Here is a 15,505-nt window from a genome sequence, read left to right on the forward strand (position 1 = left end):
AAAATTTTTTTAAGGAAAATCAACTATGGCAACGATTAAAGATGTGGCAAAAATGGCTGGCGTTTCCACCACCACGGTTTCCCATGTAATTAATAAAACCCGATTTGTTGCAAAAGAAACAGAAGAAGCCGTTCAACATGCGATTAAAACCTTAAAATATTCTCCAAGTGCCGTGGCAAGAAGCCTAAAAGTCAACACCACGAAATCCATTGGCATGATCGTCACCACCAGTGAAGCCCCCTACTTTGCCGAAATTATTCACGCAGTAGAAGAACATTGCTATCGCCAAGGTTATTCCCTTTTTTTGTGTAACACACAAAATGATCCTGAAAAAATTAAAAATCACTTAGAAATGTTGGCAAAAAAACGAGTGGATGGCTTATTGGTGATGTGTTCCGAATACACGCAAACCTCCCTAAATTTACTGGTCAATTTTTCCTCAGTGCCGATGGTTGTGATGGATTGGGGCCCAAATGGTAATACCGATATCATTGAGGATAACAGCTTCACCGGTGGTTATTTGGCAACAAAATATTTAATTGATTGCGGCCATCAAAAAATTGGTATTATCGCCGGTGAACTCACCAAAACAACAGCCAGAACCCGCTATGAAGGGTTTGAGAAAGCCATGAAAGAATCCCATTTAAGCATCAATAAAGATTGGGTAGCGGAAGGCTATTTTGAACCGGAAGACGGCTATGAATGTATGAATAAAATTCTTAACCAAACCAACCACCCTACTGCCGTGTTTTGCTGTAACGATGTGATGGCTCTAGGGGCAATTTCTGCCATTACAGAAAAAGGCTTGCGAGTGCCCGAGGATATTTCAATTATTGGTTACGATAATATTCATTCCTCACGTTTTTATGCACCACCTTTAACCACAATTCATCAGTCTAAATCACGCCTTGGTGCACAGGCAGTGAATTTATTATTTGAACGTATTTCACAAAAAGATACTGAGAATTCACCACAATCTCAAAGCCGAATTGACATCCACCCCGAACTGGTTATCAGAAAATCGGTGAAAAGCATTTCATAAAATTCACTAAAAAATGACTGCACTTTTTACATAACCTTTAGAAAGTGCGGTTATTTTTTTAAGAATATTCAATTTTCTTGTTTTTTATCAATCTTTTTTCTTATAGCGTTTGACCGAACACCTATTTTTAGTTATATCTACGCCTGTTTTATTTTTTTACTTCAATTTTAGGAGTTTTTTTATGACACAAGAGTATGCAACTCTGCGTAATAACATCAATATGTTAGGACGTTTTCTCGGCGAAACCATTAACGATGCACAAGGTGCAGATATTCTTGAACTGATTGAAAATATCCGCAAATTATCCCGTGATTCCCGGGCAGGAGACGACAAAGCACGTCAAGCCTTGCTTGAAACCTTGGCAAACATTTCAACGGATAATATCATTCCTGTAGCCCGTGCATTCAGCCAATTTTTGAACCTCACCAATATCGCTGAACAGTATCAAACGATCTCTCGTGAACATTTACAAAAAGCCCCTTCAGAGCGTTCTTTACATGCGCTATTTACCCGTTTAAAAGCGGAAAATGCGTCAAAAGAAGCAGTTTATAAAACCATTGAGAAACTCTTAATCGAACTGGTGTTGACGGCACACCCAACAGAAACGACCCGCCGTTCACTTATCCATAAACATGTTGAAATCAACAAATGTTTAAGCAAATTAGAACACGGTGATCTGACACCTAAAGAACGAAGCATCATTGAGCGCCTGCTTCTTCGCTTAATTGCCGAAGCTTGGCATACCAATGAAATCCGCACCGTTCGTCCAACCCCTTTTGATGAAGCCAAATGGGGCTTTGCGATGTTGGAAAACAGCCTCTGGCAGGCTGTACCGGAATTTCTTCGTCAGCTAAATGAAAATGCCCGTGAATTTTTAGGTGATGATTTACCGGTGGGGCTAAAACCTGTACGCATTTCTTCTTGGATGGGGGGCGACCGTGATGGCAATCCATTTGTGACAGCTCAAATCACCCGAAAAGTACTCAATTTTGCCCGTTGGAAAGCGGCTGATTTATTCCTTCAAGATATCAGCAAACTTGCCGATGAGCTTTCTATGGTGAAATGTACCGATGAATTTCGAGCAAAATATGGCGATCATTTAGAGCCTTATCGTGTGGTAGTAAAAGACTTACGCAGCAAACTCACCACAACCCTTGCCTATTTTGATGATCTCCTTGCCGAGCGTCTGCCTCGTGTCACAGAAAATGACATTATTTTAGAGGATAACCAACTTTGGGAACCTCTTTATGATTGTTATCAATCCCTTATGGCATGCGGTATGCGGATTATTGCAAACGGCTCATTGCTTGATATTTTACACCGCATTCGTTGCTTTGGCGTCACCTTGTCACAAATGGATATTCGTCAAGAAAGCACCCGTCATACCGATGCCATTGCAGAAATCACCCGCTATATCGGCTTAGGCGATTATTCCCAATGGACAGAAGAAGACAAACAAGCGTTCTTAATTCGTGAATTAAGTTCACGCCGTCCACTCATTCCTCAAAATTGGACACCTTCGGCGGAAACACAAGAAATTTTAGATACTTGTAAAGTGGTTGCCGCCCAAAAACAAGGGGTGATTGCTTGTTATGTGATCTCTATGGCGCGCAGTGCCTCCGATGTGCTTGCCGTTCATTTATTATTAAAAGAAGCGGGGGTTTCCCACCATATCCCTGTGGTACCGCTTTTTGAAACCTTAGACGATTTAGATGCCGCAGAAGAAGTGATGACACAACTCTTTAATATTGGCTGGTATCGAGGTGTCATCAACAACCGCCAAATGGTGATGATCGGCTATTCGGATTCTGCCAAAGATGCCGGCATGATGGCAGCTTCTTGGGTGCAATATCGTGCTCAAGAAGCTTTAGTAAATTTAACGGAAAAACTAGGCATCGAACTCACCTTATTCCACGGACGTGGCGGCACAATCGGCCGTGGTGGTGCACCGGCGCATGCCGCCCTCCTTTCCCAACCGCCCCGCTCATTAAAAAATGGCTTACGCGTTACAGAACAAGGGGAAATGATCCGCTTCAAACTGGGTTTACCTGCTGTGGCAGTGGAAACCTTCGACCTTTATGCCAGCGCTATTTTAGAGGCTAACCTCCTGCCACCGCCTGAACCTAAAGCGCAATGGCGTGACATTATGGATGAACTTTCCACCATTTCTTGCAAAATCTACCGTGATGTAGTGCGGGGCGATAAAGATTTTGTCCCTTACTTCCGTAGTGCCACACCGGAACAAGAACTTTCTAAATTGCCACTAGGGTCACGCCCGGCAAAACGCAATCCGAATGGTGGCGTTGAAAGCCTTCGAGCTATTCCTTGGATTTTCGCTTGGATGCAAAATCGCCTTATGTTACCGGCATGGCTAGGCGCCGGTGCTTCTGTGCGTCAAGTCATTGAAAACGGCAAAGGTGAGAGCATTGAAGAAATGTGCCAAACCTGGCCATTTTTCTCCACCCGAATTGGGATGTTAGAAATGGTATTTAGCAAAGCAGACCTCTGGCTTTCACAGCAATATGACCAACGTTTAGTGAAAAAAGAACTTTGGTATTTAGGCGAAAATCTACGCCAACAATTGCAAGCGGATATTCAAACGGTGCTTTCCCTTTCTCACCGTAATGAACTGATGTCCGATTTACCGTGGATTGCCGAATCGATTGCCTTACGCAACATTTACACCGATCCGCTTAATCTTCTCCAAGTGGAACTCCTCCACCGCTTCCGTGAAAACCCGGATAGCCCAAACCCGGATGTGGAACAAGCCTTGATGATCACCATCACTGGCATTGCCGCAGGAATGCGTAATACGGGTTAGTCGAGAAAAAGTGCGGTTAAATTCAACCGCACTTTTTCAGTTTTCAATTTCCGCCCGCCAAATTTGATTAAGCTCGCCTATCAAGGTAAATAATTGAGTGGTTTTTTGTTTTCCAAGTGTATTAAATATTTTTTCAAATAAGGCGATTGTCGCTTGATAAATTGGCTCTGCCTGTTGTTTGCCTAATTCGGTTAATCGCATCATTTTTTCACGTTTATCACTTTGGCTTTCAAAAAATTCAATCCAGCCTTTCTCACGATATTCCTTACAAATATTGAATATGGTTTGTTTTGGCACATACCATTCCTCGCCAATCTGTTTTTGTGTGCATTGTCCGTTTTCGGCATGAGATAAGCTATAAAGTACAGCAAAATGGTGATAGTTTATCCCTAATTTCTTTACCCAACTATCAAGCAAATCATCCATTTCTGAAACTTGCTTGCCGAGTTGATCAAAATGATTCATTGGTTATCTCCTTCTACTAAAAACTCATTATTCTAGCATATTTAATCTAAGAATAGTCCTAAAATTTACTTGATTTTAGTCATTTTTAAGACTAAGATCTAAAAATTAGTAATATTTAGGACTTTACAATAGGATAATACGAGTGGAACAAATCAATTTCGGTGCATTAGACAATATTAAATCGATTGCAAAAAACAACAAAAAACGACTCTTTTTTACTTTTGGATTTGTCGCTTTAGAGAATATTCTTTTTATTACCTATCCGCTTTTTGGCAGCTTTGCGGTAAATGCGATGATGAGTGGTAATGTAGCATTATCACTAACCTATTCACTTGTTGTATTCATCATTTGGACAATAGGGGCGGCACGGCGTGCGGTTGATACACGCGCTTTTGCCCGTATTTATGCAGAACTTGCCGTTCCTGTGATATTAAACCAGCGAGAGAAAGGATTAGATAAATCAGCCATTGCAGCGCGTGTGGCACTCTCGCGTCAATTTGTGGATTTCTTTGAGCAACATTTACCCACACTTATTATGTCCGGCTTTTCTATTATGGGGGCGGCAATCATGCTGTTGTGGTTAGAATTTTGGTCTGGGGTAACCGCTTGTTTCATTTTGATATGCTTTGGGTTGATGTTGCCTAAATATGCTAAAACCAACGATTTGCTTTATTTAAAGCTCAATAATCGTTTAGAAAAAGAGGTGAATGTGATTGAACAAAAAAGCCATTACCACCTAAACAAGCACTATGATTGGCTCGCTATATTACGCATTCGTCTATCAAATCGTGAAGCGGCAGGCTATTTGTGGATTGGCGTGGCTTCAGCAATTTTATTTGGTGTGACAGTCGTTCATTTAGCTATGACCGAGGGTGTGCAAGCCGGGCATATTTATGCGGTGATGACCTATCTCTGGACTTTTGCCATAAGTCTTGATGATGCCCCGAGATTAATGGAGCAATTTTCCAATTTAAGAGATATTGGTAAACGGGTTGAGGTGCAATAAAAACACCAAGGAATTTGACCGCACTTTTATCCTTTACTTTACCTGCTCCGTTTGCATATACAATAATCGATCAATATTTGTAAGATATTGTCCCAGCTCTTGGGTTTCCGGTTTGTGAAGATAAGGAATTTTGCCTAATAAGGGGGCATCAATATTTTTCTCTAAGAAATCAATGATTTCCGCATAATGCCCTAAAAGCGGGTTGATTCGATTGGCGACCCAGCCTAATAAGGGCACACCTAGACTACGAATGGCTTGCACCGTTAATAAAGCATGGCTAATACAACCGTCTTTAATACCCACGACCAAAACAATAGGCATTTTTTGTTCCTTAACCCAATCGGCAAAACCTTTTCCCTCTGTCATCGGTGTGAGCAATCCAAACGCCCCCTCGACCGCAACCGATTGATATTTTTGACATAATTTATCAAGCATAGCATTAATTTTATCCAGTTTAATGCGAGACTTGCTTTCAACCAACATTGGCAGACTATGGTTAAAGGTATAACTATTAATTTCCTCATAGGTCACACTTTGCTTGGTTGAGTTCATCAAAACCAAAACATCCGTATTTTCTTTATTATCGTAATCGGAAATGACGTTCTGCTCCCGCACTGTCGGATAAATACTTTCTTCTGCATTACAAGCAATGGGTTTAAAACCGACAATATTTACCCCTCGACTTTGTAGAGCTTGAATAATTGCCCGGCAAGCAGTAGTTTTACCTACATCGGTATCTGTTCCGGTAATAAAAAAGCTACTCATATTTTCTCCTTAAATCTTCTCATTTAGGCTGAAAAGCAACAGCTTCAAAGTGCGGATGATTTTAAAAGTATTCTTGGATAAAAATTTGAGTTAACGCAAAATTTATTACTTTTCTAACAAAAATTTAACGATTATTTGATCTCACTCAAACTATTAAATAAGCCATCATCTTGTTTCGGCATTTGTAAATAAAACCCTTGTGCGATAATTTTTTCACGTACTTCATTTTTATCAGCATTGTGAAGTGATTTATTACCGGCTAAATTAAACATCATCACCAATTCAGGCTTGCCAAAATGTTCTAACAGTGCAGATGGAATTGAAGAAAAATCATCACGTTTTTGAATATAAAGGTAGCTGCCCGGTTTTTTTCGGCTTCTATAGATCGTACAAAGCATTATTTTTCTCCCCAAAAAGAAAATCCCCGCCAAATAGGGCAGGGATTTTGTATTTTACATACTTATTTTGCTGCATCTTTTACCGCATCTACGGCTTCTGCCGCTTTTTCAGTTGCTGCATCTTTCATTGAAGATACGGCTTCTTTTGCTTCATCCATTTTTGTCGTTGCCGCCTCTTTCATTTCAGCTGCTTTATCTGATGCCTTATTTGTCATCTCTTCCATTTTGCTGACCGCCGCATCTTTCATTTCAGTAGCTTTATCTGATGCTTTATTTGTCATTTCTTCCATTTTGTTGACAGCTGCATCTTTTGCTTCTTCAACTTTGGCTACAGCCGCATCTTTAACTTCAGATACTTTATCCATTGCAGCATTTTTGGCATCTTCAGCCACAGATTTAGCAGAATCCATTGCATTGGCTGCCGCATCTTTTACATCCGCAACTGCTTGTTTTGCAGAATCTTTTACATCGGATGCGGCATTCACTGCGGCATCTTTCACTTCAGTGACGGCGCTCGTTGCCGCTTCTTTAGCGTCTTCCACTTTTTGAGTTGCCTCTTGTTTATCAAAACAACCGGTTACAGCTAAACTTGCACCAAGTACTAATGCGGCTAATGCTGATTTTTTCATTTTTAATCTCCTATTGAATGAAATAAACGGGAAAACCTATTAAGGTTGCGCGACGTAGTTTACGCAAAAAAATGCAAAATAAAATAGCCGAAAAAAAACTTTACATTTCCCTCACGCAAAACTGACTATTAATCAAACAACCAAAACAATAACCCACTGAAACACAAGTATTTTTTTAAAAGTTCCCATTTTTAAATTTATTTTTTGTAAAGAAATAAATCCTTTAAAAAGGATGCTTTTTTAGCCAATTTAAAGCATTTCCAGTGGGTAATGATGTGTCAAAATCTCTCCTTTTCCCATTTTCCAATCTACTTGTACAAGGGTTGCTGGATAAAAACTCACGGGGTTTCGTTTGCCATAAAGTTCAGCCACAATTTCCCCGACTAAGGGTAAATGGGAAATAAGCAAAACGGATCCCACTCCTTCATTTTCTAGCACGGATAAATAATTGACGACAAGCTCAGCAGAACCATAAGGGGTGATACCATCCCAAATCTCTTGTTTGTTTTTTAACGCCGAATCAAATGCTACATCAACTTCTTCAAAAGTTTCCAAAGCTCTTTGATAAGGGCTGACAAGCACAAGATCAAATGAAAGTGCGGTGGATTTTATATAATTTTTTAACCATTCACCTTGTGCAAAAGCTTGTTTTTTACCATAGTCGGTTAAATGGCGTTCTTTATCGGTTTTTGCCATCACTTCAGCTTCACCGTGGCGCATAACAAAAATATTCATTTTGCTTTCCTAAATTTAAAAAACTGACCGCTCTTTTTTCAAAAAGCGGTCAAAACTAATTAATTGGCTTTTACTGCTTCGGCAATTTCTTCTGCACATTGCTGGGCAAGTTCACCGTCTTGGCATTCGACCATTACACGGATTAAAGGCTCAGTACCGGATTTACGTAATAAAATTCGGCCTTTTCCAGCTAAACGTTTTTCAACCTCTGCCGCCACTGCTTTTACAGCCTCACTTTCTAATGGATTTTTCCCCCCGGCAAAACGCACATTAATGAGAACCTGAGGGAATAACTTCACTGCACTTACCAATTCATTGAGGGAAAGTTTATGCTGAACCATAGCAGCCAACACCGCTAATGAAGCAACAATGCCATCACCTGTGGTATTTTTATCGGAAATAATAATATGACCGGAGTTTTCTCCCCCAAGTGTCCAACCGTTTTCCAACATTTTTTCAAGAACATAACGGTCACCCACATTGGCACGAACAAAAGGGACACCCAGCATTTTTAGGGCAATTTCAAGGCTCATATTACTCATTAATGTGCCCACGACCCCGCCTTTTAATTGTCCGGCTCGCAATGCTTCTCGAGCAATAATGAAGAGAATTTGGTCGCCATCAATTTTATTTCCGAGGTGATCTACCATCATAATGCGGTCGCCATCACCATCATAAGCCAAGCCGACATCAGCCTTCATCTCCAACACTTTTGCCTGCAATGCCCGAACATCCGTTGCACCGCATTGTTCGTTGATATTGACCCCATTTGGTTCTGTGCCGATTTCAATAACTTCTGCACCCAATTCACGCAATACATTCGGGGCGATGTGATAGGTCGCCCCGTTGGCGCAATCCACCACAATTTTATAGCCCTCTAAGCCTAAATGCGCCGGGAATGTGCCTTTACAAAATTCAATATAGCGTCCGGCGGCATCATTAATCCGACGGGCTTTTCCCAATTCTGCAGATTCAACACAATCCATGGGCTGCTCTAACATCGCTTCAATGGCTTCTTCAATTTCATCGGGTAATTTTGTGCCTTGGGCTGAGAAAAATTTAATGCCGTTATCATAATAAGGATTATGAGAAGCGGAAATGACAATGCCCGCTTCTGCACGGAAGGTTCGGGTTAAATAAGCAATTGCCGGTGTCGGCATTGGGCCGGTAAAGGCGGCTGAAAGTCCCGCAGCGGCAAGCCCTGCTTCAAGCGCCGATTCCAACATATAGCCCGAAATACGGGTATCTTTACCAATTAAAACGGTTTTTGATCCTTGTGAAGCCAGCACTTTACCTGCCGCCCAACCTAATTTTAGGGCGAAATCAGGGGTAATCGGGTAAGTTCCGACTTTACCACGCACGCCATCTGTACCAAAATATTTACGTTCTGCCATAATTTATTCCTTTATTTTATTCATCTTCATCAGTTAGGCATTTTCTACTGCCTGCCAAATTTTGAGTGCATCAGCTGTGGCTGCCACATCATGTACCCGTAAAATCTTGGCCCCGTTCTGAGCCGCGATTAACGCTCCACTCACACTGCCGACCATTCTTTCCCCTACCGGTTTATCCAATACCGCTCCAATCATTGATTTGCGTGATAAACCGGCAAGCACAGGATAACCTTCATCACAAAATACACGAAGTTGTTGTAACAATTGATAATTATGTTGAACGGTTTTGCCAAAGCCGAACCCCATATCCCAAATTAAATGTTGTTTTTTTATACCTGCCGCAATACAAATTGCTGAACGCTGACGTAAAAAATCAAGCACTTCTGCTACCACATCCTGATATTGAGGATTGGCTTGCATTGTACTTGGCTCACCTTGCATATGCATAAGGCAAACCGGCAAATCCAATTTCGCCGCCACCGCTAAGGCATTCGGTGCTTGTAACGCACGAATATCATTGATCAAATCCATCCCCACTTTTGCCGCTTCTTCCATCACGATAGCTTTCGAAGTATCCACCGAAATCCAACAATCAAAACGCTGACGAACGGCTTCGACTAAGGGGATAACACGGTAAAGCTCTTCTTGCTCGGACACTGCCTCTGCCATTGGGCGAGTAGATTCGCCCCCAATATCGATAATGCCAGCTCCTTCATTGAGCATTTTTTCTACTTGAAAAAGGGCTTTATCAAGAGTAAAAAATTTTCCACTATCCGAAAAAGAATCCGGAGTGAAATTTAAAATCCCCATAATCTGAGGGTGTGATAAATCAAGGGATTTATTATTGGTATAAAGTCTCATAAAGTGCGGTCGGTTTTTAGGGTGAATTTGAGGTGGGGAATTATAGCGAAATCCCGTCAAGAAAAGAACCACTATATAGAAATAAGCCTTGCACAGTGAAAACTTTAATTCACTTTTGGACATCTTTCCCAATTTCAAAATATGCCATAATTTTAATTATGACTTCCGTGGAATTAGTATAATGCTCTATTTGAAAGGTAATTTGCCGGAAAGAGGAAATAAAAAAGCCGTTTGATATGTTCGCTCCCCCTAAAAACAAACCCGGTAACCATAAAATGTCACCGGATTTTCTCATCTTGCCAAAAAATTCATCACTTTACTATGACGGTAAAAAAACTAAGATTTAACCGCACTTTCTATGCCAAAGTGCGGTTATATTTATCTGTTTTTTATTCTTATTTTATTCCGGGAAAATCTCTTCCAAAATCAGGGCAAGTCCGTCCTCATTATTTGTTGTGGTAACACGCTTGGCGGCTTGTTTAATTTCTTCAGGGGCATTGCCCATAGCGACCCCAAGCCCAACATTTTCCAACATATCCAAATCGTTAAAATTATCACCAAAGGCTATGGTTTCTTCCATTTTGACATGGAAATAATCTTCTAAGAAACGCGCCGCATTGCCTTTTGTGGCTGATTTATCCATCACTTCCAAGAAATTTTGGTGAGAACGGAAAATACTTAAATGAGGGAAAGCGGTTTTTAAGCGTTTTTCAACCTCAATGATTTCATCGGCATCACCAATAATTTGAATTTTGTGTGGTGAATAAACCGCCTTTTCATCATAAGGATCAATTTGAATTTTCGTGACACTCTTTTCAAAAACGACCCATTTATTCTTCACATCTCGGGCGACACAATCATCGTTGGTGTAATAATTTACGCCTAATTTGGGGTATGCCGCCAACACATCATTAATTTTTTGAATATCTTCTGAGGTGATTTTTACGGAATAAAGTGCGGTCAGATTTCTATCTAAAATCAATGCGCCGCTAAATGCCACAATGACACTGTAATCCTCAATTTGCTTGGCATAAGGCAAAATACCAAGAGGTGAACGGGCTGAAATCGGTACGAAAGGGATCCCTTTACGGGTGATACGTTCAATAGCGGCTAAAGTTCTTGGGGAAATGCGATGATCGGAGGTTAATAAGGTTCCATCAAAATCACTAAATACGGCTTTATACATGATTACTCCAAAATTTATTCTTTTTCCAATAGATAAGGGTCGGCAAAGCCCAAACGTTGCATTATCTGTGTTTCAAGGCTTTCCATTTCTTCGGCTTGTTCATCGTCAATATGATCATAGCCCAATAAATGCAAACTGCCATGCACCACCATATGTGCCCAGTGTGCCATCAGTGGTTTTCCTTGATCGCAGGCTTCACGCTCTACCACTTGGCGACAAATGACTAAATCGCCTAACAAGGGGAGTTCAACTTCATCAGGGCATTCAAAGGGAAAGGAAAGCACGTTGGTTGGGCGGTCTTTTCCACGATAAGTGAGGTTGAGTTGGTGACTTTCTGCTTCATCCACAATGCGCACCGTCATTTCCACATTCTCGCTTTCCGGCTGAACGGCTTCTGTTGCCCATTGGATAATTTGAGCCTCCGTGGGCAAACCTTGCGTATTTTCTGTGGCGAGCTGTAAATCAATCATCATATTGCCCACATTATTCTCCTAAATTCTCGATTAAAATTGACCGCTCTTTTTCCCGTTCGGCTTTGCGTGCTTCCGCTAACGCCTTGCGGCGGATTTCATCTTGGATTTCCCAAGCTTCATAGGCTTGTACCACTTTTGCCACTACAGGATGACGCACAATATCTTGACTATCAAAATAATTGAAACTGAGCTCAGGCACAGATTCCAGTACGTCGATGGCATGACGTAAACCTGATTTGGTGCTACGCGGTAAATCAATTTGTGTGACATCACCGGTGATCACTGCTTTGGAATTAAAGCCGATACGGGTGAGAAACATTTTCATTTGTTCGATAGTCGTATTTTGGCTTTCATCTAAAATGATAAAACTATCGTTAAGTGTGCGACCTCGCATATACGCCAGAGGGGCAATTTCAATCACATTACGCTCCATCAGTTTTTGCACCCGTTCAAAGCCCAGCATTTCAAATAACGCATCATACAGGGGGCGTAGATAAGGCTCGATTTTTTGCCCTAAATCCCCCGGTAGGAAACCCAGTTTTTCTCCTGCCTCCACCGCCGGACGGGTTAATAAAATACGGCGAATTTCTTGCCGTTCTAAAGCTTCCACTGCAGCGGCTACGGCTAAAAAGGTTTTGCCCGTCCCTGCCGGTCCAATACCAAAACTGATATCGTGAGTTAAAATATTACGCAAATATTGAATTTGATTTTCACCGCGTGGCTTAATAACACCACGTTTCGTTTTAATCGTTGTGCTATAAACCCGGCTTTCTTCCCTTGTGGATTCCGATTGAGAAAGCATTCGGCTTTCCTGCAAGGCGATATGCACCTCTTCCAAATCCAATTCATTGACTTTTCCCTTAATCGGTGCCGTTTCCACATATAAATCTTGGAGTAATTTCACCGCACGTTGAATAAGTTTTTCGTGATGAGGTTTAGGATTCTCTTCATTGGATTTGAGGGTAAAGGTGAAATTATTGCGGGCAATATTCAGATTAAACTCTTTTTCAATCAATTTGATATGCTCATCAAATGCCCCACAAAGAGATTGAAGGCGTGCATTATCTTGGGGTTCTAGGGTAAAAGTTGTCATTAATAATTGCTTATGGTTAAGTTTAGTTCAAAATTATTTTAATACATTATCAGAAAGTGCGGTCAAAATTAACCGCACTTTTCGCCCGTTTTAGCGAATATTCAGCTCTGGGAACAACATATCAAGCACATCCAAAGTTACCCGGCGTGATTTTCCTACATACGGGAAAATATGCATCATCATCATTGGATTAAAATTGGCTTCAATTACGCCCCAAGATTTTAGGTGAGGTTCTGCCGGTTTTGTTAAATCCGGAATAATTAAATCAACACCGCATACGGCAGCCCCCATCGCTTTAGCAATTCCCACGGCAAGCTGTTTATAACTTTCGTGCATTTGGTCCGTCATATCAATAGAATCCCCTCCGGTACTAATATTGGAATTAGCCCGTAATTGAACGATTAGATCCCTTGGCGGAATAGAATCAATTGTCCACCCCTGTTCTTTTAATTGAAGTTTTTCAATATCGCCTAGGGCAATTTTCTTCAATGGGGTGCGGCTGCCATCGCCACGTAATGGGTGATCATTTTTCATTGCCACTAATTCTTTAATCGAATGTACTCCATCACCAATCACATTTGCCGGTACACGTAACAATACCGCAAGAGTTTTCCCTCCTAAAACAAAGAAACGATATTCTGTGCCGACCAAATAATCTTCGATCATAATCTCTTTGTCTTCACGGAAAGCAATTTCTACGGCTTTGGCAAAATCATTCCGGTTTTGTACGCCATATTGAAAAATGGTGATACCAAGCCCGAAATTGGTCGATTTCGGTTTAATCACCACAGCCCGATTTTCAAAAAGCGGGAAATTTTTGACCGCACTTTCTATATCGGTAAATTCCACACTTTTCGGCACATTAAAACCGGCTTTTGCCAGCACCTTTTTCGTGACGACTTTATTTTCCATAATTAAGGGGGAAATATAGCGATCATACGATGTCATATTACCGTTTTTCACATATTCAATATGGTCGCCGTATTGCAGGCTTAAAAATTGATCACGCTCATCTAAAATTTCAACTTTCAAGCCTTTTTGAATCGCATCAAACATTAATGCCTGGGTTGAAAGTTCCATATTGTCAAAAGCGGATAAGGCATAAAAACGCTCAAGTGCATTTTTCTTATTGCCTTTCGCAATATCCGCACCCAGTTTTTGATAACCACCAAATTTCTCAATAGCAACGACCACATTGGCACAAAGCGTGTCGTTCGGGTTTTCAAATTGTGCAAATTTTTCTTTTACGATAGCTTTAATTTCATCATCGGCTTGAAGAACGTCGAGCATATTCTGCATTTCAAGTAATAACAGCTCCCCTTCTACAGAATAAGCCGTTGGTGATAAAGGATCTTCCCAAGAAACTTCCGCCAGACGGGTTTTACCCAGTTCAATGTCATCTTGATCTGCCGTGTGATCCAACCACGCCATCAATAAAATGAAATAATGGATAAATCTCGCATCCTCCAAGGTAATACCATAAGGTGCAAAAGGATTGAGATCAAAAAGGCGGAACTCAAGATATTGAATACCGGTTTTTACTAAATCACGGGCTTTCTTAGCACCACGTAAACGAACGTTAGAGTAAAATTCTTTCTCCGCAATCAACTTACCGTTATTCACCCAATGCTCAAGACTATCCGCATAGGCTTGTAAACTTTCAAAAGAAACTTTAATTTCAGGGTCGTTCACATAACCAAAAGGGCTTGAACGCAGACTACGCACATATTGATTAGGTTGAAGCGGTGTACCGTCACGGAAATAATTTTCATCCACTGTCGGCGTAGCAGAGAAGAAATAAAGTAAAACCCATTGATAACGTAGGAAATTTCTCGCTATTTTGAGATATAAATCATTCTGAAAATCAACCGCACTTTTTTGTTCGCTTTGTGCCTTAAACAAGGCTTCTACAAATTCACTATCTAATTGAAAATTATAGTGAATGCCGCTAACCATTTGTTTGTATTTGCCATAACTTTTCACCAAATGTTCACGATATGCCACATCTTCCGCATTATCCAGTTGTGCAACTTTAATGTCCGCTTCAGGTGGTAAACCTGACGGCATACTGAAGGGGAAAAGATATTCATCTTTAGGCAATGTACGTAACACGACTTCGTGAATAGCAGAAAGCCAGCGCAAAGCCTCCTCTAATGTTTTAGAAGGGGGCGTAATCAATTCAAGCTGACTTTCTGCAAAATCTGTTTGAATATAAGGATGAAAACGGCGATTACCAAAGGCGTTGGGATGTTCGGTTGTCACAATTACCCCGTTGGCGTGAACCCGTTGGCTTTCTTTTTCGATGCCAAAAGTAGCCTGTTGGAAAAGTAATTCGAGTTGATGTTGTTTAATGAGATTTTTGATGTTCATGAATTCTCCTTTTCATAAAAATTTTCCTTGTATTATGGTCGGGTTTTTGAAAAAAATAAATAGGGATAAATTAAAAAGAACAAATTCGATCAAAATGTATGGAACCGGTGTTATGTCGCACTTGCACAAAATTATTGGCTATCTTCCCTCCCTCCGTTTACGGGGGAGGTGTCGCAGGCGGAGGGGGGGAAAGAGCGGTTACTTTTCACTGAGTTTTTGCAACTTTGTTGCAATCCCCCTTAAGGTGCCGCCTCGCTCCCTGTAAAA

The 15,505-nt window shown here is 41.0% G+C and carries 14 protein-coding genes; 3 read left to right on the plus strand and 11 right to left on the minus strand.

The annotated features are described in order from the left end of the window. Positions 1-25: 25 nt before the first annotated feature. Positions 26-1,042, plus strand: a complete 1,017-nt coding sequence (purR, locus tag BKK52_RS05335; RefSeq protein ID WP_077478151.1) for an HTH-type transcriptional repressor PurR — start codon at positions 26-28, stop codon at positions 1,040-1,042. Between the two features lie 181 nt (positions 1,043-1,223). Next, positions 1,224-3,863 carry a phosphoenolpyruvate carboxylase gene (gene ppc, locus BKK52_RS05340; protein ID WP_077473967.1) on the plus strand — a complete coding sequence of 880 codons (2,640 nt, stop codon included), beginning with the start codon at positions 1,224-1,226 and terminating at the stop codon, positions 3,861-3,863. 36 nt (positions 3,864-3,899) lie between these two features. On the opposite strand, the gene BKK52_RS05345 is transcribed toward ppc, so the two are convergent. Then, complete coding sequence (locus BKK52_RS05345) at positions 3,900-4,328, minus strand: MarR family winged helix-turn-helix transcriptional regulator (RefSeq protein ID WP_077473968.1); 429 nt, start codon at positions 4,326-4,328, stop codon at positions 3,900-3,902. 142 nt (positions 4,329-4,470) lie between these two features. On the opposite strand from BKK52_RS05345, the gene BKK52_RS05350 reads away from it, so the two are divergent. Next, complete coding sequence (locus BKK52_RS05350; protein WP_242650042.1) at positions 4,471-5,334, plus strand: ABC transporter six-transmembrane domain-containing protein; 864 nt, start codon at positions 4,471-4,473, stop codon at positions 5,332-5,334. 33 nt (positions 5,335-5,367) lie between these two features. Here BKK52_RS05350 and bioD read toward each other — a convergent pair whose 3' ends face one another. From bioD to gshAB, 10 genes are all read right to left on the minus strand, one after another. After that, positions 5,368-6,099 carry a dethiobiotin synthase gene (gene bioD, locus BKK52_RS05355; RefSeq protein WP_077473970.1) on the minus strand — a complete coding sequence of 244 codons (732 nt, stop codon included), beginning with the start codon at positions 6,097-6,099 and terminating at the stop codon, positions 5,368-5,370. A 131-nt stretch (positions 6,100-6,230) separates the two neighbouring features. Next, positions 6,231-6,497, minus strand: a complete 267-nt coding sequence (locus BKK52_RS05360) for a YcgL domain-containing protein (RefSeq protein ID WP_077478153.1) — start codon at positions 6,495-6,497, stop codon at positions 6,231-6,233. 62 nt (positions 6,498-6,559) lie between these two features. Next, positions 6,560-7,126, minus strand: a complete 567-nt coding sequence (locus BKK52_RS05365; RefSeq protein WP_077478155.1) for a histone — start codon at positions 7,124-7,126, stop codon at positions 6,560-6,562. Between the two features lie 249 nt (positions 7,127-7,375). Then, positions 7,376-7,861 carry a phosphohistidine phosphatase SixA gene (gene sixA, locus BKK52_RS05370; protein ID WP_077478157.1) on the minus strand — a complete coding sequence of 162 codons (486 nt, stop codon included), beginning with the start codon at positions 7,859-7,861 and terminating at the stop codon, positions 7,376-7,378. A 59-nt stretch (positions 7,862-7,920) separates the two neighbouring features. Then, entirely contained in the window at positions 7,921-9,255 is a 1,335-nt protein-coding gene (gene glmM / locus BKK52_RS05375) for a phosphoglucosamine mutase (protein ID WP_077420688.1), read from the minus strand. 33 nt (positions 9,256-9,288) lie between these two features. Continuing rightward, positions 9,289-10,116: a dihydropteroate synthase gene (gene folP / locus BKK52_RS05380; protein WP_077420700.1), complete on the minus strand. Its 828-nt coding sequence runs from the start codon at positions 10,114-10,116 to the stop codon at positions 9,289-9,291. A gap of 400 nt (positions 10,117-10,516) precedes the next feature. Continuing rightward, positions 10,517-11,302: a Cof-type HAD-IIB family hydrolase gene (locus BKK52_RS05390; RefSeq protein ID WP_077420692.1), complete on the minus strand. Its 786-nt coding sequence runs from the start codon at positions 11,300-11,302 to the stop codon at positions 10,517-10,519. 14 nt (positions 11,303-11,316) lie between these two features. After that, complete coding sequence (gene ybeY / locus BKK52_RS05395) at positions 11,317-11,775, minus strand: rRNA maturation RNase YbeY (protein WP_370597049.1); 459 nt, start codon at positions 11,773-11,775, stop codon at positions 11,317-11,319. A gap of 10 nt (positions 11,776-11,785) precedes the next feature. Beyond that, entirely contained in the window at positions 11,786-12,868 is a 1,083-nt protein-coding gene (locus BKK52_RS05400; RefSeq protein ID WP_077478159.1) for a PhoH family protein, read from the minus strand. Between the two features lie 90 nt (positions 12,869-12,958). Beyond that, positions 12,959-15,238 carry a bifunctional glutamate--cysteine ligase GshA/glutathione synthetase GshB gene (gshAB, locus tag BKK52_RS05405; RefSeq protein WP_077478161.1) on the minus strand — a complete coding sequence of 760 codons (2,280 nt, stop codon included), beginning with the start codon at positions 15,236-15,238 and terminating at the stop codon, positions 12,959-12,961. Between the last annotated feature and the right edge of the window lie 267 nt (positions 15,239-15,505).

It is taken from the genome of Rodentibacter trehalosifermentans (assembly GCF_002000545.1).
In the GTDB taxonomy this organism is placed as follows: Bacteria; Pseudomonadota; Gammaproteobacteria; order Enterobacterales; family Pasteurellaceae; genus Rodentibacter; species Rodentibacter trehalosifermentans.